Annotated in this window: 18 protein-coding genes and 1 riboswitch; of the genes, 4 read left to right on the top strand and 14 right to left on the bottom strand. The window is 73.9% G+C overall.

All coding sequences use genetic code 11. The annotated features are described in order from the left end of the window. Positions 1-21 precede the first annotated feature (21 nt). Complete coding sequence (locus tag ACN261_RS20010; protein WP_067305135.1) at positions 22-285, bottom strand: phosphoribosyl-ATP diphosphatase; 264 nt, start codon at positions 283-285, stop codon at positions 22-24. A 237-nt stretch (positions 286-522) separates the two neighbouring features. On the opposite strand from ACN261_RS20010, the gene ACN261_RS20005 reads away from it, so the two are divergent. The 3 genes from ACN261_RS20005 to ACN261_RS19995 are packed head-to-tail and all read left to right on the top strand — an operon-like array spanning position 523 to position 3019. Next, complete coding sequence (locus ACN261_RS20005) at positions 523-1398, top strand: ABC transporter substrate-binding protein (protein ID WP_421481236.1); 876 nt, start codon at positions 523-525, stop codon at positions 1396-1398. Positions 1399-1424: 26 nt separating this feature from the next. Beyond that, positions 1425-2273, top strand: a complete 849-nt coding sequence (locus ACN261_RS20000) for an amino acid ABC transporter permease (RefSeq protein WP_425851513.1) — start codon at positions 1425-1427, stop codon at positions 2271-2273. A 2-nt stretch (positions 2274-2275) separates the two neighbouring features. Further along, entirely contained in the window at positions 2276-3019 is a 744-nt protein-coding gene (locus ACN261_RS19995) for an amino acid ABC transporter ATP-binding protein (protein ID WP_421481235.1), read from the top strand. Between the two features lie 129 nt (positions 3020-3148). Here the strand turns inward: ACN261_RS19995 and ribH are convergent, their stop codons facing one another. The 7 genes from ribH to rpe all read right to left on the bottom strand — a co-directional run bounded on the left by ribH (position 3149) and on the right by rpe (position 9350). Then, a complete protein-coding gene (gene ribH, locus ACN261_RS19990) occupies positions 3149-3649 on the bottom strand; it encodes a 6,7-dimethyl-8-ribityllumazine synthase (protein ID WP_088645198.1) in 501 nt (166 codons plus the stop codon). Positions 3650-3651: 2 nt separating this feature from the next. Continuing rightward, positions 3652-4929: a bifunctional 3,4-dihydroxy-2-butanone-4-phosphate synthase/GTP cyclohydrolase II gene (locus tag ACN261_RS19985; RefSeq protein WP_145918945.1), complete on the bottom strand. Its 1278-nt coding sequence runs from the start codon at positions 4927-4929 to the stop codon at positions 3652-3654. Continuing rightward, the gene (gene pnuC, locus ACN261_RS19980; RefSeq protein WP_421481234.1) at positions 4926-5621 is read right to left on the bottom strand and encodes a nicotinamide riboside transporter PnuC; all 696 of its coding nucleotides are present in this window, start codon (positions 5619-5621) and stop codon (positions 4926-4928) included. Before pnuC ends, ACN261_RS19985 begins: the two co-directional genes overlap by 4 nt. Next, entirely contained in the window at positions 5618-6274 is a 657-nt protein-coding gene (locus ACN261_RS19975) for a riboflavin synthase (RefSeq protein ID WP_425851511.1), read from the bottom strand. The genes pnuC and ACN261_RS19975 overlap by 4 nt, the downstream gene beginning before the upstream one ends. Position 6275: 1 nt before the next feature. Continuing rightward, on the bottom strand, positions 6276-7337 hold the full coding sequence (gene ribD / locus ACN261_RS19970; protein WP_145918942.1) for a bifunctional diaminohydroxyphosphoribosylaminopyrimidine deaminase/5-amino-6-(5-phosphoribosylamino)uracil reductase RibD: 1062 nt from the start codon (positions 7335-7337) through the stop codon (positions 6276-6278). A gap of 138 nt (positions 7338-7475) precedes the next feature. Next, a riboswitch (FMN riboswitch) is annotated at positions 7476-7646 on the bottom strand. Between the two features lie 62 nt (positions 7647-7708). Then, positions 7709-8668, bottom strand: a complete 960-nt coding sequence (locus tag ACN261_RS19965; RefSeq protein WP_421481232.1) for a GGDEF domain-containing response regulator — start codon at positions 8666-8668, stop codon at positions 7709-7711. Position 8669: 1 nt separating this feature from the next. Next, on the bottom strand, positions 8670-9350 hold the full coding sequence (rpe, locus tag ACN261_RS19960) for a ribulose-phosphate 3-epimerase (RefSeq protein ID WP_204961400.1): 681 nt from the start codon (positions 9348-9350) through the stop codon (positions 8670-8672). A gap of 257 nt (positions 9351-9607) precedes the next feature. Here rpe and ACN261_RS19955 point away from each other — a divergent pair, with 257 nt between their 5' ends. Beyond that, complete coding sequence (locus tag ACN261_RS19955) at positions 9608-10498, top strand: septum formation family protein (RefSeq protein WP_421481231.1); 891 nt, start codon at positions 9608-9610, stop codon at positions 10496-10498. Positions 10499-10634: 136 nt separating this feature from the next. Here the strand turns inward: ACN261_RS19955 and ACN261_RS19950 are convergent, their stop codons facing one another. The 6 genes from ACN261_RS19950 to metK all read right to left on the bottom strand — a co-directional run bounded on the left by ACN261_RS19950 (position 10635) and on the right by metK (position 18164). Beyond that, a complete protein-coding gene (locus ACN261_RS19950; protein ID WP_425851507.1) occupies positions 10635-12161 on the bottom strand; it encodes an RsmB/NOP family class I SAM-dependent RNA methyltransferase in 1527 nt (508 codons plus the stop codon). Beyond that, the gene (gene fmt, locus ACN261_RS19945; RefSeq protein ID WP_421486778.1) at positions 12158-13084 is read right to left on the bottom strand and encodes a methionyl-tRNA formyltransferase; all 927 of its coding nucleotides are present in this window, start codon (positions 13082-13084) and stop codon (positions 12158-12160) included. The genes ACN261_RS19950 and fmt overlap by 4 nt, the downstream gene beginning before the upstream one ends. A gap of 8 nt (positions 13085-13092) precedes the next feature. Then, positions 13093-13653 carry a peptide deformylase gene (def, locus tag ACN261_RS19940; protein WP_204927577.1) on the bottom strand — a complete coding sequence of 187 codons (561 nt, stop codon included), beginning with the start codon at positions 13651-13653 and terminating at the stop codon, positions 13093-13095. Positions 13654-13762: 109 nt separating this feature from the next. Further along, positions 13763-14746 carry an AAA family ATPase gene (locus ACN261_RS19935; RefSeq protein WP_421481229.1) on the bottom strand — a complete coding sequence of 328 codons (984 nt, stop codon included), beginning with the start codon at positions 14744-14746 and terminating at the stop codon, positions 13763-13765. 191 nt (positions 14747-14937) lie between these two features. After that, positions 14938-16974: a primosomal protein N' gene (locus ACN261_RS19930; protein WP_425853629.1), complete on the bottom strand. Its 2037-nt coding sequence runs from the start codon at positions 16972-16974 to the stop codon at positions 14938-14940. Then, the gene (metK, locus tag ACN261_RS19925) at positions 16971-18164 is read right to left on the bottom strand and encodes a methionine adenosyltransferase (RefSeq protein ID WP_421408964.1); all 1194 of its coding nucleotides are present in this window, start codon (positions 18162-18164) and stop codon (positions 16971-16973) included. The genes ACN261_RS19930 and metK overlap by 4 nt, the downstream gene beginning before the upstream one ends. Positions 18165-18214 lie beyond the last annotated feature (50 nt).

Below are 18214 nucleotides of genomic sequence, written 5' to 3'. Positions count from 1 at the left end.
AGATCAACGACGCGGGCGCACTCACAGATGTCGGTAGACGTCCTTCAGCTCCAGGCCACTGGCCAGCATCAGCACCTGCACCTGGTACAGCAGCTGGGAGATCTCCTCGGCGGTGCGCTCCGGGCCCTCGTGCTCGGCGGCCATCCACGACTCGGCCGCCTCCTCGACGACCTTCTTGCCGACGAAGTGCACCCCCTTGGCCAGGGCGTCGACCGTGCCGGAACCCGGCGTGCCGGCGGCTGCCTTGGCCTGGAGCTCGGCGAACAACTCCTCGAACGTCTTCACGGAACCGGATTCTTCCAGCCACCCACCGACGCCGTGCGCTCCGGGTCCGGCCGGGTCGCCCCGCCCACATCCCGTTCCCGCAGGCTGGGACGGGGCCGGAGACGCCGGGCGCTCCGGCCGGCCGGGGCGCGGGTCACCGGCCACCGGCAACGGGCCGGACACGTTTGCACATCGATCTCTCATCTACCTGATGGGACACCCTTCGAGGGATCGGTGGTCTTCTCTATCCTGGCGGCCATGGTCAGCAGCAGCTCACGTACCCGCGCCGCCGCCACCGCCGCCGCCGCGCTCCTCGTCGCCGTGGCCGGATGCGCACCGCAGGACCCCACACCCACCGCCCCCGACGTCGCCCCCACCGCAGCGTCCTGCGCCAAGGACAGTCTGAAGACCCGGACGCCGGGCAAGCTCACCATCGCCACCGACGAGCCCGCGTACGAGCCGTGGTTCAAGGGCGACAAGCCGGACAGCGGCGAGGGTTTCGAGTCCGCCGTCGCGTACGCGGTGGCCGAGAGGCTCGGGTACGCCCGGGGGGACGTCACCTGGACCCGGGTGAAGTTCGACACCGCCATCGCCCCGGGCCCGAAGACCTTCGACTTCGACATCAACCAGTTCTCCATCACCGAGGAACGCAAGCAGGCGGTCGACTTCTCCGCCCCGTACTACCTGGTGCGCCAGACGGTCATCGCGCTCAAGTCGTCGAAGATCGCCGGGAAGAAGTCGGTGGCGGACCTGAAGAACGCCAAGCTCGGCGCGCAGGTCGGCACGACCAGCTACCAGGCGATCACCGCCCTGATCAAGCCCTCGGTCAAGCCGCAGGTCTACAACAGCAACGACGACGCCAAGAAGGCCCTGCAGAACGGCCAGATCGACGGGCTGGTGGTCGACCTGCCGACCGCGTTCTACATCACCGGTTCGGAGGTCACCGACGCCACCATCGTCGGCCAACTGCCGCAGGTGGGTGCGCCGGAGGCGTTCGGGCTGCTGCTGGACAAGGACTCCCCGCTCACCCTGTGCGTCAGCAAGACGGTGGGTGAACTCGCCGAGGCCGGCACGCTCAAGCAGCTGGAGCAGAAGTGGCTCGCCCAGGTGGCGGGAGCGACCGAACTCCAGTGAGCCGGGTGTCACCTACCGACGACAGCGTGACCGCGGGCCGTCGGCACCTTCCGTCGGCGGCCCAGCGGCGGCGGGCCGCGTACCGGCGTCGGCAGACGACCCGCAGCGTGCTGGTCGCCGCCGCCTCCACGGCGGTGCTCGGCACGCTGCTGGTCGTCGCGGTCACCGGCGCGCCCGGCTGGGACCGGGTCCGCCTGTCGTTCCTCGACCCGCAGATCGCCCGCGACGCCCTGCCGGAGGTGCTCACCGGGCTGTGGCTCAACGTCCGGCTGCTGGTCTGCTGTGCCGTCGGGGCGCTGCTGCTCGGCCTACTGATCGCGCTGCTGCGGACCCTGCGCGGGCCGGTCTTCTTCCCGGTCCGCGCGCTCGCCGCCGGCTACACGTACACCTTCCGGGGCCTGCCGCTGATCATCGTGCTGTACGTGCTCACCCTCGGCGTGCCCGGCCTGCGGTTGCAGGGGATGCCCCCGGTGCTGGTGCTCGGCGGGCTGGCGCTGGTGCTCACCTACGGTGGCTACCTGGCGGAGGTGTTCCGGGCCGGCATCGAGTCGGTCCACCCCAGCCAGCTCGCGGCGGCCCGCTCGCTGGGGCTGACCTACCGGCAGACCATGCGGCACGTGGTGCTGCCGCAGGCCGTCCGGCGGGTCGCGCCGCCGCTGCTCAACGACGTGGTGGCGTTGCAGAAGGACGTCGGCCTGGTCTCCCTGGCCGGCCCGATCGACGCCGTCCGGGCGGCGCAGATCGCCACCGCGCAGAGCTTCAACTACACCCCGTACATCGTGGCCGGGGTGCTGTTCGTGCTGCTCGCCATCCCGCTGATCGCGGTCACCGACTGGGTGACGCTGCGCGCGGCCCGACGCCAGTCCGGAGGCTGACCATGGCCGTGCTGACCTGCCAGGGGGTACGCAAGGAGTTCGGTGGCCGGGTGGTGCTCGACGGGCTCGACCTGACCGTCGACGAGCACCGGGTGGTCGCCCTGATCGGGGCGTCCGGGTCGGGCAAGTCGACGCTGCTGCGCTGCGTCAACCTGCTGGAGGAACTCGACGACGGGACCATCACGCTCGACGGCGAGGAGATCTCCGACCCCCGGGTCGACCCGGACCGGGTCCGCCGGCGCATCGGCATGGTGTTCCAGTCGTACAACCTGTTTCCGCACCTGAGCGTGCTGGACAACGTCACCCTCGCGCCGCGCCGGGTGCACCGGCGGGCCCGGGCCGAGGCCGAGGCGCAGGCCCGGGAACTGCTCGCCCGGGTCGGGTTGGCCGACCGGGCGGACGCCTACCCGGACCGGCTCTCCGGCGGCCAGCAGCAGCGGGTGGCGATCGTCCGGGCGCTGGCCAACTCGCCCCGGCTGATGCTGCTGGACGAGGTCACCTCGGCGCTCGACCCGGAACTGGTCGGCGAGGTGCTGGCGATGATCCGGGACCTCAAGGCCGACGGGATGACGATGGTGCTGGCCACCCACGAGATGGGGTTCGCCCGGGAGGTCGCCGACCAGGTCTGCTTCCTCGACGCCGGCCGGGTGGTCGAGGCCGGCCCGCCCGCGCAGGTGTTCGGCGAACCGACCCAGCCGCGAACCCGGCAGTTCCTCCGCCGGATCATCGAGGCCGGCCGGCTGTAGCGGGGCCGCGCCCCCGGAACGACCCGTGTGCCGATGGTGCGGGGTCTACGCCTGCCGGACCCCACACCATCGGCCCAAGAAGGCCACAGCCCGCCAGGGCACGCCGGCCCGGCGTGCCCCGGCGGTCCGTCAGCCGGCGAAGCCGACGCGGTGGCCGTTGGCCGTGGACACGGCCCGGACCGCCAGCGCGGCGTCCAGGGCGGCCACCGTCGCCGACCAGCCCTTGTCCTCGGCGGAGCCGGGCAGCCCGGCCCGGTCCCGGGCCTGGTCCAGGTTCTCCACGGTCAGCACCCCGTGCGCCACCGGCTTGCCCTCGTCCAGGGCGACCCGGGTCAGGCCGTCGGTCACCGACCGGCAGACGTAGTCGAAGTGGGCGGTCGCGCCGCGCACCACCACGCCCAGCGCCACCACCACGTCGCAGCGCCGGGCCAGGGCCTGCGCCACCACCGGCAACTCCACCGAGCCGGCCACCCGGGCCGTCACCACCCGCGCCCCGCACGCCTGCGCGGCGGCCACCGCCCGGTCGAGCATGTGGTCGGTCAGCTCGCCGTGCCAGCGCGCCGCCACCACCCCGACGGTCAGCCCGGCGGCGTCCACCGGGGTCACTCCGGGTTCACCGAAACCCGCCATCGTCATGCTCCGATCTCGTCGCCGGGGACCGGCCGGCCCATCGGGGCCTCGGTCACCTCGTCCAGCTCGTCCAACAGGTGGCCCATCCGGTCCCGCTTGGTCCGCAGGTAGCGGACGTTCTCCGGGTGCGGCCGGACCGGCAGCCCCTCCCGGCCGGTGACGGTCAGCCCGTACCCCTCCAGCCCGGCCCGCTTGGCCGGGTTGTTGGTGAGCAGCCGCATCGACCGCACCCCCAGGTCGTAGAGGATCTGCGCGCCGGTGCCGTAGTCCCGGGCGTCGGCCGGCAGGCCCAGGTCGAGGTTCGCGTCCACGGTGTCGCGGCCCTGGTCCTGGAGCTGGTACGCCTGGAGCTTGTGCAGCAGGCCGATGCCCCGGCCCTCGTGGCCGCGCACGTAGAGCACCACGCCCCGCCCCTCCCGGGCGACCCGGGCCAGCGACGCTTGCAACTGTGGCCCGCAGTCGCAGCGCAGCGACCCGAAGACGTCCCCGGTCAGGCACTCGGAGTGCACCCGGACCAGCACGTCCTCGCCGTCGCCCAGCTCGCCGAAGACCAGCGCGACGTGCTCGGCCGGGTCGTGTTCGGCCCGGTAGCCCAGCGCCCGGAAGACCCCGTACGGGGTGGGCATCCGGGCCTGCGCGACCTGCTCCACCTGCTTCTCGTGCCGCCGCCGGTAGGCCACCAGGTCGGCGATGGTGACCAGGGTGAGCGAGTGCTCGGCGCAGAACTTCTCCAGGTCCGGCAGGCGCATCATGGTGCCGTCGTCGTTGACCAGCTCGCAGAGCACCCCGGCGGGACGTAGCCCGGCCAGCCGGGTCAGGTCGACCGCCGCCTCGGTGTGCCCGGGACGGCGCAGCACCCCGCCGGCGCGGGCCCGCAGCGGCACCACGTGGCCGGGGCGGGCCAGGTCCGTCGGGTCGGTGCCGGGGTCGGCGAGCAGCCGGATGGTGTGCGCCCGGTCGGCGGCCGAGATGCCGGTGCTGACCCCCTCCCGGGCGTCCACGGTCACCGTGTAGGCGGTGCCGCGCCGGTCCTGGTTGGTGTGGTGCATCGGCGGCAGGTCCAGCCGGTCGCACTCCGCCTCGGTCAGCGGGACGCAGACGTACCCGGAGGTCCAGCGGACCATGAAGGCGAGCAGCTCCGGGGTGGCCAGCTCGGCGGCGAAGATCAGGTCGCCCTCGTTCTCCCGGTCCTCGTCGTCGACCACCACGACGGGCCGGCCGGCGGCGATGTCCGCCACCGCCTCCTCGATCCGGGCGAAGGTGACCGCCTGGGTGCTCATGCCACGACCTCCGAGTAGGTGGACGGGATCGGTGTCGACGCCGTACGGCTGGCCCGCGAGCTGCGCCACCAGGCGGCGAAACCCCAGCCGCAGAGCGCGCCGTAGACCAGGTACATCGCCGCCGAGGGGTAGAAGCCGCCGCGCAGCAGCAGCGGTACGCCGACCGCGTCCACCGCGATCCAGACCAGCCAGAACTCCACCCAGCCCCGGGCCATCCCGTAGGTGGCCAGCAGGCTGCCGGTGAGGATCCAGGCGTCCGGCAGCGGCCCCCAGGAGCCGAGCGCGGCGAGCAGCGGATAGCCCAGCGCGGTGCCGAGCACGGCGGCCAGCAGCAGAGCGAGCCGTTCCCGGCCGGTGGCCCAGCGGGGGGTTACCGCCGGGGCGTCCGCACCCTGGCGGCGGTTGCGTGACCACCGCCACCAGCCGTAGACGCTGACCGCGAAGAAGAAGACCTGCCGGCCGGCCTGGCCGTAGAGGTCGTGCGCCTGCGGGGTGGCGAACACCCCGCCGAGGAAGACGGTGAACAGCAGCCCGTTGCCGATCATGCCGACCGGCCAGGCCCAGACCAGCCGGCGCAGCCCGAGCAGCGCCGAGACCAGCCCGAAGGCGTTGCCGACGATCTCCCGGACCAGCACCGGGGAACCGACGACGTGCACCTGCGCGTCGAGCAGCCAGCCGACCGGGCCGGTCACCGCGCCCCTCCGGTGGCGTCCCCGGGCAGCGCCGGGGCGGTGCCGTCGGTCCCGGCGGGCAGCCGGGCGTCGAGGAGGCGTTCGACGTACTTGGCCAGCACGTCCACCTCCAGGTTGACCGACGCGCCGACCCCCCGGCCGCCGAGCGTGGTGAGCTTGAGGGTGGTGGGGATCAGCCCGACGGTGAACCAGTCGTCGCCGACCGCCGCCACCGTCAGCGACACCCCGTCGACGGTGATCGAGCCCTTCTCCACCACGTACCGGGCCAGGGTGGTGGGGAGCCGGAACCGCAGCGTCTCCCACTGCGCGGCCGGTTCCCGGGAGAGCACCTCGCCGACGCCGTCGACGTGGCCCTGCACCAGGTGCCCGCCGAGCCGGCTGTTCAGCGCGGCGGCCCGCTCCAGGTTGACGGGGTCGCCGGGGCGCAGCCCGCCCAGCGCCGAGCGGCGCAGCGTCTCGCCCATCACATCGGCGGTGAACACCCCGCCGTCGACGTCGACCACGGTCAGGCAGACCCCGTTGACCGCGATGGAGTCGCCGTGCCGGGCGTCGGAGGTGACCAGCGGGCCGCGGATCGCGACCAGCGCCGAGTCACCCCCGGTGTCGGCGATCCGGACGACCTCGCCCAACTCCTCGACGATGCCGGTGAACATCTCAGGCCTCCCTCTTCCGGGGCAGCGCGGTGATCCTCAGGTCGGACCCGACCCGGGTAACGTCGGTGATTTCCAGATCGATGGCGTCGGCGATGGTCGTCACACCCGCGTCGACCAACGCGGTCGGGCCGGCCCCGAGCAGCTTCGGCGCGACGTACCCGACGACCCGGTCGACCAGGCCGGCGGCGAGGAACGCCCCGGCCAGCCGGGGGCCGCCCTCCAGCAGCGCGGCGCGTACCCCCCGGTGGTGCAGTTCGGCCAGCAGGGCCGGCAGGTCGACCCGGCCGTCCGGGCCGGCGCCGACCTCCGCGACGGTGGCGATCCAGGTCCGGGCGGCGCCGTCGCGGACCCGGGCGTCGGCGGGGGTACGTCCCGCGCTGTCCACCACCACCCGCAGCGGCTGGCGGATGGCCAGGGTGCCGTCGCGCAGGTTACGGGCGGTCAGCCGGGGATCGTCGGCGAGCACGGTGCCGACCCCGGCGATGACCGCGTCGACCGTGCCGCGCAACGCGTGCACGTCCATCCGGGCCGCCTCGGAGGTGATCCACATGCTGCTGCCGTCGGCCGCCGCGGACCGGCCGTCGAGCGTGGCGGCGTACTTCCAGATCAGGTACGGCCAGCCGCGCCGCATCGAGGTCAGCCAGGCGACGTTGCCGGCCTCGGCCTCGTCGGCGCGTACCCCGAACTCGACCCGCACCCCGGCGGCGCGCAGGGTGGCGGCGCCGCCCGAGGCGACCGGGTTGGGGTCGGGTACGGCGATGACCACCCGGGCGATGCCGGCGCGGATCAGCGCGTGACTGCACGGGCCGGTGCGACCCGTGTGGTCGCAGGGTTCGAGGGTGACCACCGCGGTGCCGCCCCGGGCCCGCTCGCCGGCCTGGGCGAGCGCGACGATCTCGGCGTGCGGCCCGCCGGTGTAGGCGTGGAAGCCCTCCCCGACGACGACGCCGTCCGCGTCGAGCAGCACGCAGCCGACGACCGGATTGGGACTGGTGGTGCCGAGACCCCGCGCGCCCAACTCGATGGCACGACGCATCGCCTCGTCCACGGAGACGCCGCCCATGCCCTGCCCTCTCGCTCGCCGGTCCCCGCGCGGGCGGTACGGGAGCAGGCGGGCAGGCGGCGGCGGAACCGGGAACGGCAGCGCCGCCCCCGGGGAGCCCACGCGGTCGCCGAGACGCCACGCAGGCCCGCCCCGCCCGCGCGCTGTCTCCCATCCGGACTGTCGGGGGTGCGGACGGACCGCTCCCCCACCGTCGGCCCCGGATTCTCACCAGGTCCACCGGGCGGCACAGCCGTCCGGGTCGCGGGCTTACCACGTCGAGCGTGGATCACCGCCGGTTCGGAATTTCACCGAGCCCCGCCAGCGCGTGGTGGGTACATGCGAAGTCTTACACGTCACCCCCGGGAGTCCGCCACCTCCAGCGTGCTACTTCACACCCCGTCGGCACGTCGCCTGTCGACTGCGACGTATGACCCCGGTTGGCTCTTGGCGACCGTTTTCATCTCGCTGGCCACGGCGATCGCCGCCAGCGGGTCGGTGAAGCGTTTGCGGGCGTCGGAGAGCGACACACCGATCGACAGGGTGACCAGGGCCGCCCGCCTGATGTTGCCCCGCCGGTCCTTCAGCTCGACGAAGCCGCGTTCCCGGTCGGTCGCGTCGTAGAGGGTGTCGGCGGTCTTCTCGAAGTCGACCACGGCCCGGGAGGTCAGCGGGCGGATCTGGTCGGGGGCGCAGACGATCACGAAGTCGTCGCCGCCGACGTGGCCGAGGAAGGCCGGCGGCAGCCCGATCGCGACCACCGCCCGGTACAGGCTGCGGGCCAGCGCGGAGATGAACTCGTCGCCCCGCACGAAGCCGTACCGGTCGTTGACGCTCTTGAACCGGTCGATGTCGATGTAGCCGACGGCGTAGTCGACGCCGCTGCGGACCCGGTCGCTGATCTCCCGGCGGATCCGACTGTTGCCGGGCAGGCCGGTCAGCGGGGAGACCTCACGGAACTCCTTGTTGCGGCGCAACGTGGAGCTGACCCGGGCCACCAGCTCGGCGGTGTCGAACGGCTTGACCAGGTAGTCGTCGGCGCCGGCGCTGAGCCCGTGCACCTTGTCCACGGTCATGCCCTTGGCGGTCAGCATGATCACCGGCAGTGCCGAGGTGATCGGGTTGGCGCGCAGCCGGCGGGTCAGCTCCAGACCGTCGATGCGCGGCATCATCAGGTCGACCACGGCCAGGTCCGGCTTGTGCTGCTCGATCATGTCGAGCGCCTCCTGGCCGTCCCCGGCGTGCAGCACCTCGAAGCCGTGCAGCCGCAGGTTGAACTCGACGAAGCGGGCGATGTCCTCGTCGTCGTCGACGACCAGGATCACGTCGGGGCGGTCGCCGGTGGGTTCCACCTCAGGCCCCGGCGTTGGCGCGCTCCGCCAGCCCGCGCAGGCGACGGACCGCCTCGGCCGGGTCGTCCGCGCCGTACACGGCGGTGCCGGCGACGAAGGCGTCCGCGCCGGCCGCCGCGGCCTGCTCGATGGTGTCGGCGGCGATTCCGCCGTCGACCTCGATGCGCAGTTCCAGGTGGCCGCTGTCGACGTGCCGGCGGGCCGCCCGCACCTTGTCCAGCAGCTGCGGGATGAAGCGTTGCCCGCCGAAGCCGGCCTTGATCGTCATGATCAGCAGGGTGTCGAAGCTGGGCAGCAGGTCGAGGTACGGCTCGATCGGGGTGTCCCGGTCGATGGCCAGCCCGGCCCTGGCACCGGCCGAGCGGAGATCCTTGGCCAGGGCGACCGGGTCGTCGCACGCCTCGGCGTGGAAGGTCACGTTGTACGCGCCGGCGTCGGCGTAACCGGGGGCCCACCGCCGCGGGTCGGTGATCATGAGGTGCACGTCGAACGGGAGCCGGGTCACCGCCCGCAGGCTCTGCACCACCGGCAGGCCGATGGTCAGGTTGGGCACGAAGTGGTTGTCCATCACGTCGACGTGCAGCCAGTCCGCGGCGTCCTCGACGGCGCGGACTTCATCGGCGAGGCGGGCGAAATCGGCGGCGAGGATGCTGGGCGCGATGATCGACGGCGGTACGGTCACAGGGCAAGTGTACGAACGCGGCCATCCGCTGCGGACAGCACGGCACCATGAGCGACGCCCTGTGACCCAGGCGTGACCCGTGGTGCACCAACGGCTCCCCTTCCCGGGAGTCCGGGACGAATGGCCGGTGCCGACTGGCCGAACGGCCCGCAAGAGGCAACACTCCATCAGGGACGGTCACGTATGATGCTCGCCCGGCGGCGGGCACGCCGGGCGGGGCACGGCGACGGACCGTCGACCCCCGGAAAGGGTGGACGATGCGACGGTGGCTCGTGGCGCTGGCGCTGGCCGGCACCGTGACGGTGGCGCTCAGCGGCTGCGTACCGCAGCACGGCGCCGACGGAGACCTGCTCGACGACTGGCCGGTGCTGCCGGTCGCCCAGTCGTTCGTGCCCGCCACGGACGCCTGCCTACCCCGGATCACCCCGGTCGTGCAGGCCGGCACCTACGAGACCGTGGACTGCGCGCGCAGCCACCTGGCCGAGACCATCCACGTCGGCACCTTCACCGGCGCGGTGACCCGGGGTGAACGGCCCGAGCCGGGCTCCGCCGCGCTGCGTCCCGCCCGTACCGAGTGCGACCAGCGGGCCCGTGACGTCCTCGGTGGCGACTGGCACTCGGCCCGGCTGACGATGAACATCGCGCTGCCGGCCAACTCGGCGTGGAACAGCGGCGCCCGTTGGTTCCGGTGTGACCTCAGCGAGACCGACAGCATCGACAACACCCGGCCGGTCAACCGCGTCGGCAGCCTGCGCGGGGCGATGATCGGCGACAATCCGCTCAGCCACCGTTGCTTCGATCCCAAACTCATCGGCAACAACCTCAACTACATGGCCCCGGTGCTCTGCTCCGAGCCGCACCGCGCCGAGTTCGTCGGCGTCTACCTGGAACGCAGCGACCTGAGCTGGGCCGATTTCAGTCGCGCCAACCAGCGGGTGCACCGGCGGTGCATGGCGCTGATCGCCGGCTTCGCCGAGGTGCCCAACAACAGCGAACTGCCGTACCGGGCCGGGTCGATCTTCTATCCGCCGTCGCAGCGGGAGTGGGAGGAGGGCGACCGGGGCATCCGCTGTTTCCTGTGGAGCGACGACCGGAAGCTGACCCGCTCGATGCGCGGTGCCGGCCCCAAGGGCCTCCCCACCATCTGACCCGTCCGCCCGCCGCCGCTTCCCGCTTCCCGCCCCCGGTGATCAAGAGGTTCGCGTCATCCGGCGACGGATCGTTGACGCAATTCTCTTGATCACTGGGGGCAGGCGGGCGGGGCGGCGGCAGGGGCGGGGCGGGTCAGGTGCGGCGGAGGAGGGCCAGGAACATGGCGTCGGTGCCGTGGCGGTGCGGCCAGAGCTGGACGGTGGGGCCGTCGCCCAGGCCGGGCATGCCCGGCGGCAGGACCGTCCGGGCGTCGACGAAGTCCGCCGGCACCCCGGCACGCCGGGCCGCCTCGGTGACCGTCACGTGCGTTTCCACCGTGTGCGGGGAACAGGTGACGTAGGCGACCAGACCGCCCGGACGGGCCGCCCGCAGCGCGGCGGAGAGCAGTTCCCGCTGCAACCGGGTCAGCGGCGGCAGGTCCGACGGCTGCCGCCGCCAGCGCGACTCGGGCCGGCGGCGCAACGACCCCAGCCCGGTACACGGGGCGTCGACCAGCACCCGGTCGAAGTGCCCCTCCGGCAGCTTCGGATCGGCCCCGACCGTGCGCCCGTCGGTGTGCAGCACGCTCACCGGCAGACCCCGGGTGGCCTGCTCGACCAGCCGGGCCCGGTGCTCCGAAACCTCCACCGCGGTCAGCCGGGCACCCCGCTGCGCGGCGAGCGCGCCGAGCAGTCCGGCCTTGCCACCGGGACCGGCGCACAGGTCCAGCCAGCGGCCGTCGTGACCGTCCAGCGGAGCCGTGGCCAGCGCGTTCGCCACCAGCTGGGAACCCTCGTCCTGCACGTGCGCCCGGCCGTCGGCCAGCGCCGGCAGGTCACCGGGCGCGCCACCGGGCAGGTAGACCGCGTACGGCGAGAACGCACCCGGCGCGCCGCCGACCGCGTCGGCCAGCTCCGCCGGGTCGAGGAGGCCCGGACGGGCGCACAGGTGCACCGGCGGGCGCTCGTTGTCCTCGATCAGCAGCCGGGTCACCTCGCCCAGGTCACCGCCGAGAGCGTCGGCGAAGGCCCGGACGATCCACTGCGGGTGGCTGTAGGTCACGGCCAGGTGGCCGATCGGGTCGGCGGCCATCGTCGGGGCGAGTTTGGCCGTCCACGTGTCGACGTCCTGGCCGGCCACCTCGCGCAGCACCGCGTTGGCGAAGCCGGTGGCCCCCTCCCCCACCGTACGGACCAGGTCGACCGTGGAGGACACGGCGGCGTGCGCCGGGACCCGGGTGTGCAGCAGTTGGTAGGCGCCGAGCCGCAACGCGTCGCGCACCGGCGGGTCGATCCGCGCGACGTCCCGACCGGCGGCGGCGGTGAGGATCGTGTCGAGGGTGCCGAGCTGCCGCAGGGTGCCGTAGGTCAGCTCGGTGGCGAAGGCGGCGTCCCGCCCGGCCAGCCCCTGCTCGCGCAGGATCGCCGGCAACACCAGATTGGCGTACGCGTCGTCGCGGTGCACCGCCGCGACCGCCTGGTAGGCGGCGTACCGGGGCAGGTCGACGGCCGGGCGGACCGGTCGGCCGGGTCGCCCGCCGCGCCGGCCGGACCCGGCCCGGTCGCCCCACCCACCGGTGCGGGCGGGGCGGTCGCCCCGGGTGCCGCCGGAGGGCCGCCGGTCGTCGCCGCGCCGGTCGCCGTCGGCCGGACGGTCTCCTCGTGCGGTCGGTCCGGTCACGCGAGTTCCTCCCCGGCGGCGACCCGGACGCCACGCGCCCAGTCGGTCGCCGGCATGGCCTTCTTGCCCGCCGCGCGCACCTCACCGAGCTGCACCGGCACGGTCGCCGTGCCGGCCAGCACGCGGGACTTCTCCACCAGCAGTTCTCCAGGTTTCAGGGTGGGGCCGTTGCCGACCGGGGTGACCGGGCCGAGCTTGACCCGGTCGCCCCGGAAGGTCGTCCACGGGCCCGGGGCGGGGGTGCAGGCGCGCACCCGCCGGTCGACCGCGAACGCGGGGTCGCCCCACCGCACCCGGGCGTCGTCCACTGTCAGTTTCGGGGCCAGCGAGACCCCGTCGGCGGGCTGCGGTTCGGCCCGCGCGGTGCCCGCCGCGATCGCGTCCAGGACGGCTACCAGCAGCCCGGCACCGGAGTGGGCGAGCCGCTCCAGCAGGTCGCCGGAGGTGTCGGTGGGGCGGATCTCGTCGGTGAGCGTGCCGTAGACCGGGCCGGTGTCCAGCCCCTGCTCCAGCTGGAAGACACTGGCCCCGGTCAGCTCGTCGCCGTGCAGCACCGCGTGCTGCACGGGTGCCGCGCCCCGCCAGGCGGGCAGCAGCGAGAAGTGCAGGTTGACCCAGCCGAAGCGGGGGATCTCCAGCGCCGCCGGGGGCACCAGCGCGCCGTAGGCGACCACCGGCACGCAGTCGGGGGCCAACTCCCGGAGCCGGTCGAGGAACTCGGGCTCCCGGGGGCGGGCCGGGGTGAGCACCTCGACGCCGTGCTCGTCGGCCCAGACGCCGACCGGGGACCGCAGCACGCCCCGGCCCCGACCGGCGGGCGCGTCGGGGCGGGTCACCACGGCCACCACCTCGTGCCCGGAGGCGTGCACGGCGGCCAGGGCGGGGACGGCGACCGCCGGCGTACCGGCGAAGACCAGCCGCATCGGGGCGGTCACCGGCCCAGACCGAAGGGGTTGCCGGCGGCGTGCGGGCTGACCTTGACCGTCGGCGGGGCGGCCTCGTCGTACCAGTCGGCCTGCCGGATCGCCTTCATCGCCTCCTTGCGCCCGGCCGGGTCCAGCCGGTCGAGGAAGAGCACCCCGTCGAGGTGGTCGGTCTCGTGCTGGACGCAGCGGGCCATCAGCCCGGTGCCGACGATCTGCAACGGGTCGCCGTAGCCGTTGAAACCCTTGGCGATCACGTTCTGCCGGCGCTTGGTGTCGAAGTAGAGCCCGGGGATGGACAGACAGCCCTCCGGGCCGTCCTGCTCCTCGGCGTCGGGGAACTCCAGCACCGGGTTGACCAGGTGGCCGAGCACGTCGTCCACCTCGAAGGTGAAGACCCGCAGGCCCACACCGAGCTGGGGGGCGGCCAGCCCGGCACCGCTGCGGTCACGCATCGTGTCGGTGAGGTCGGCGATGAGCCTACGCAGCTCGACGTCGAAGTCGACGACCGGATCGGCCGGCGTGCGCAGCACCGGGTCCCCGAACAGACGGATGGGCTGGACGGTCACGCGGGGTGGCTCCTTCGTTGGACGGCGTGGTGCCGTACCAGTCTACGGAGTACGGCGGGGGCACCGGCCGGCGTACCGCGACGGGTGGTGACCGGGGTGGGACGGCCGGTCAGACGCCGGCCCCCGCTTCGCCGGCCAGCACGGCGTCCCCGCCGAGCAGGGCGTGCGCGGGCAGCGGGAGCCGGGTGCCGTGGGCGGCCTCCCAGTCGTGCACGAGGCTGGGGCGCACGTGGGCGGCGAAGTAGTCGACGGCGCTCGTCTGCCCGACCACCGGCTCGTCCACCTCGGCGACGAGCTGCGCGGGCACCAGCGAGAAACCGTTGCGCAGGGCCGCGCTGAGCCGGCGGTGACCGTCGACGACGAAGAAGTACTCGCCGGTGAAGCCGATCCGCAGCGGGGCGAGGGCCTCGTCGCCGGCCGCCGCCAGCTCCCCGACGAGCCCGGACCCGTCGAGCCCGCGCAGGGTGGCGACGTCCTCGGTCGGGTAGACCCGGGCCGGGTCCAGCAGCAGCAACGGCGGGGCGTCACGCAGCACGTCGGCGGCGAGCCGGCCCTCGTACGCGTCGATGATGTGCGTGATGACCTCCTCGGCGGAGGCCCGGGTGGTGTCGCAGACCAGGTCGTAGTTGCGCAGCCGGGCCTTGTCGACGCCGTAGCGGAGGATGAACCGGTTACGCTCGCTGTCGCTGCGTTCGCGCAGCCTGGCCTCCGCCTCGGCCAGCGAGGTGTAGCTCTCGGCCGGCCCGGAGGGGCGCAGCAGCACCCGCCGGGCCGCCTCGGCCGGCTCGGTGATCATGTGCACCTTGAGCGCGTGGGTGAAGAAGTGCCAGGCCAGCCGGGAGTCCATCACCAGTGACTCGCCGGAGGCGGCGATGTCGCGCTGGAGCTGGTCGACGTAGCCGTCGACGGCCTGGTCCAGCTCGGCGTGCAGGTTGAGCTGGAGGGCGGTCATCTGGCGTTCCTGGGCCATCTGCCGGTAGAGGTCACCGACGCTGACCCGGCGCAGGCCCAGCCGCTTGGCGATCTCGACGGAGACGGTGCTCTTGCCGCTGCCGAGGTCACCGTTGAAGACGATCGACTGACGAACGGTCACGACTGGTCCACCCCTGCTCACCGGCTGATTGAGATCATCGATTTGGCGTCGACCCGACGCGTTCCCGCCTTCGTCGCGCCATTCGTGCGCCCGGGCATGAGGGGCGATGCTATCACGCGTACGCCCGCCGGCCGGCGGACCCGGGGTGCGACGGCGGGCTGGCCGGACCCCCGACGGAACTGAGCGACGACTCAGAACAGGGCGAGCGGGTCGACCTGGAGACGGACCGGTTCGGCAGACCGCCTGGCGCTGCGGACCCCGGCGGCGGTGTGCAGCGCCCCGGCCAGCGCGGCGGCCCGGGACCGGGGCACCCGGACCAGCATCCGCTCCCGGTCCTCGTCGGCAGGGACCGGGCCGAGCACCTCCGCCCCCTCCGGCAGCTCGGCCTGCGCCAGCAGGTCGGCCACCGCCGCCGCTCCCCCGGTGACGCTGGCCATCTTCACCGCCGGCGGGAAGCCCAGCTCGCGCCGCTCGGCCAGCTCCCGCGCGGCGAACCAGCCCGGGTCCCAGCGCAGCAGCGCCTGCACCGGGGCCAGCGCCCCGTCGGCGACCACCACCACCTTCCCGCCGGCCGGGGCGGGACGGGCCAGCGCCGCAGCGGACAGCCACCGCCGTAGCGCCTCCTCGCCGGCGCGCAGGTCGGCCCGGGTGAGCAGCGCCCAGGAGTCCAGCAGCAGGACCGCGCCGTACCCCCCGTCGGCCACCGGCTCGGCCCCCGGGGTGGCGATGACCAGCGCCGCACCGCCCGGCACGGCGGTGAGCACCTCGTCGCGACCCGAGGTGCGCACCGGCACCCCGGGGAACGCCCGACCCAACTCCTCGGCGGTCCGGCGGGCCCCGGTGACGGCCGCCCGCAGCCGTCGCCCGCCGCACTGCGGGCAGGCGTACGCGGCGGTGACCCGGCCACACCAGCGGCAGGCCGGCGGGGCGTCGGCGGCACGCAGCGCCAACGGGCCCGCGCAGTGCGGGCAGCGGGCCGGGGTCCGGCAGTCCGCGCAGGAGACCGAGGGCAGGTAACCCCGGCGGGGCACCTGGACCAGCACCGGCGCGTCCGCGCGCAGGGTGTCCCGGGCGGTGGTCCAGGCCAGGCTGGGCAGCCGGGCCGTCGCCGCGCCCGGATCGCGGGCCAGTTGCGGATCGTCCCCGGTCGGGGCGATGGCCGGGGTACGCGCCCGCAGGGTCGACCGGTCCGCCACCACCTCCCGGGCCCAGCCGGTCTCCACCAGCAGCTGCCCCTCGGCGGTCCGGGTCCAGCCGCCGACCAGCGCGGCGGCGTCGGCGAGCCGGGCCCGGGTGAGCAGCACCTCCCGCGCGTGCGGGTAGGGGGCCCGGGGCTCGGCGTGCAGGTCGTCCCCGTCGTCCCAGATCGCCACCAGGCCGAGCCGGTCGACCGGGGCGAACATGGCGGCCCGGGTGCCGATCACCACCGGCACGTCGCCCCGCCGGGCGGCCAGGAAGGCCCGGTACCGGCGGGCGGGGCCGAGCGCGGCGGAGAGGGTCACGTGCCGCCCGGGGCCGAGCAGGGCGGTCAGCGCCGCGTCGAGACGGTCGAGGTCCCGGGCGTCGGCGACCACCACGACCGCGCCCCGCCCCCCGGCGAGGGTCGCGGCGACCGCGTCGGCGTAGCGGGCCGCCCAGTCCTCCCCGGCCAGCGCCGACCAGACCGCGCGGGGGGCCCGCCCGTCGGCGAGCGCCGTCAGGAACGCCGGGCCGGCGGGATAGTCCCGCCAGCCACGCGGGTCGACCCCGGCCGCGTCACGCGGGGCGGGGCCGGGCGGGGTCGGCCCGTCGTCGCCCGGGTCGGTGCCGGCACGGACGGGGTCGACCCGCGCGGGGTCGGCCCGGGGTTCCTTCTCGACCCGGGCGTGCCGGGGCGGGACGGCCAGCCGGAGCACGTCGGCGAGGTTGCCGGCGTACCGGTCGGCGACCGCGCGGGCCAGCCGGGCCACCTCGGGGGCCAGCACCGGCTCCGGTGAGACCACCTTCTCCAGGTAGGCCAGCCGGCCGTCGTGCGCGGAGCTGTCCACCCGCTCCAGCAGCCACCCGTCGACCAGCTGACCGGCGAAGCGGACCTTGACCCGCACCCCGGGGACCGCGTCGTCGGCCAGCCCGGCGGGGACCAGGTAGTCGAAGGGACGGTCGAGGTGCGGCAGCGCGACGTCGACGCAAACCCGAGCGACCGGCGACCCGTCAGCGGGTCGCCGGTCGCTGGGCGTGGTGCCGGTCAGGCGCCCGCTACCGACTTCAGGTCGGCGGCCCGGTCGGTGTTCTCCCAGGTCAGCTCCGGCAGCTCCCGGCCGAAGTGGCCGTAGGCCGCCGTCTGCCGGTAGATCGGACGCAGCAGGTCGAGGTCCCGGATGATCGCGGCCGGACGCAGGTCGAAGACCTCACCGACGGCCCGCTCGATCCGCTCCACCGGCACGTTCTCGGTGCCGAAGGTCTCGATGAAGAGGCTGACCGGGTGGGCCTTGCCGATCGCGTACGCGACCTGCGCCTCGCAGCGCTCGGCGAGGCCGGCGGCGACCACGTTCTTCGCCACCCACCGCATCGCGTACGCCGCCGAGCGGTCCACCTTCGACGGGTCCTTGCCGGAGAACGCGCCGCCACCGTGCCGGGCGTACCCGCCGTAGGTGTCGACGATGATCTTCCGGCCGGTCAGGCCGGCGTCACCCATCGGGCCACCGATCTCGAACCGGCCGGTCGGGTTGACCAAGAGCCGGTAGTCGTCGGTGTCCAGGCCCAGGCTCTCCAGCTCCGGGGCGATGACGTGGTCCCGCACGTCCGGGGTCAGCAGCGAGTCCAGCGAGATGTCGGCGGCGTGCTGGCTGGACACCACGACGGTGTTCAGCCGTACCGGGCGCAGCCCCTCGTACTCGATGGTGACCTGGGTCTTGCCGTCAGGCCGCAGGTACGGGATCGTGCCGTCCTTGCGCACGGCGGACAGCCGCTGGGCCAGCCGGTGGGCGAGCGCGATCGGCAGCGGCATCAGCTCGGGCGTCTCGGAGCAGGCGAAACCGAACATCATGCCCTGATCGCCGGCACCCTGCGCGTCCAACGCGCTCTCCGACGCACCCGTCCGCAACTCGAAGGCGTTGTCCACACCCTGGGCGATGTCCGGCGACTGCGCGCCGATGGAGACGCTGACGCCGCAGGAAGCGCCGTCGAAGCCCTTCTTCGACGAGTCGTAACCGATGCCGAGGATCGTCTCGCGGACGATGGTCGGGATGTCGGCGTACGCCTTGGTGGTCACCTCGCCGGCGACGTGGACCTGACCGGTGGTGATCAGGGTCTCGACCGCCACCCGACTGTGCGGGTCCTGGGTCAGCAGGGCGTCGAGGATCCCGTCACTGATCTGGTCGGCAATCTTGTCCGGGTGGCCTTCCGTGACCGATTCGGACGTGAAGAGGCGGCGTGTCACGGCACTCCTAAGCTCTTTAGATAATCGTTCCGCAGCAGTCTAGTCACCCT

The organism is Micromonospora sp. WMMD723 (genome assembly GCF_049863385.1).
In the GTDB taxonomy this organism is placed as follows: domain Bacteria; phylum Actinomycetota; class Actinomycetes; order Mycobacteriales; family Micromonosporaceae; genus Micromonospora; species Micromonospora wenchangensis.
This window is presented reverse-complemented; position numbering and strand designations above follow the sequence as displayed.

What these genes read in the sequence shown, in the direction of transcription:
- ACN261_RS20005 (WP_421481236.1), top strand. Translation starts at nt 523, where the DNA reads ATGGTCAGCAGCAGCTCACGTACCCGCGCCGCCGCCACCGCCGCCGCC.
- ACN261_RS19995 (WP_421481235.1), top strand. Translation starts at nt 2,276, where the DNA reads ATGGCCGTGCTGACCTGCCAGGGGGTACGCAAGGAGTTCGGTGGCCGG.
- ribH (WP_088645198.1), bottom strand. Translation starts at nt 3,649, where the DNA reads ATGGCGGGTTTCGGTGAACCCGGAGTGACCCCGGTGGACGCCGCCGGG.
- ACN261_RS19985 (WP_145918945.1), bottom strand. Translation starts at nt 4,929, where the DNA reads ATGAGCACCCAGGCGGTCACCTTCGCCCGGATCGAGGAGGCGGTGGCG.
- ACN261_RS19975 (WP_425851511.1), bottom strand. Translation starts at nt 6,274, where the DNA reads ATGTTCACCGGCATCGTCGAGGAGTTGGGCGAGGTCGTCCGGATCGCC.
- ribD (WP_145918942.1), bottom strand. Translation starts at nt 7,337, where the DNA reads ATGGGCGGCGTCTCCGTGGACGAGGCGATGCGTCGTGCCATCGAGTTG.
- ACN261_RS19955 (WP_421481231.1), top strand. Translation starts at nt 9,608, where the DNA reads ATGCGACGGTGGCTCGTGGCGCTGGCGCTGGCCGGCACCGTGACGGTG.
- fmt (WP_421486778.1), bottom strand. Translation starts at nt 13,084, where the DNA reads ATGCGGCTGGTCTTCGCCGGTACGCCGGCGGTCGCCGTCCCCGCCCTG.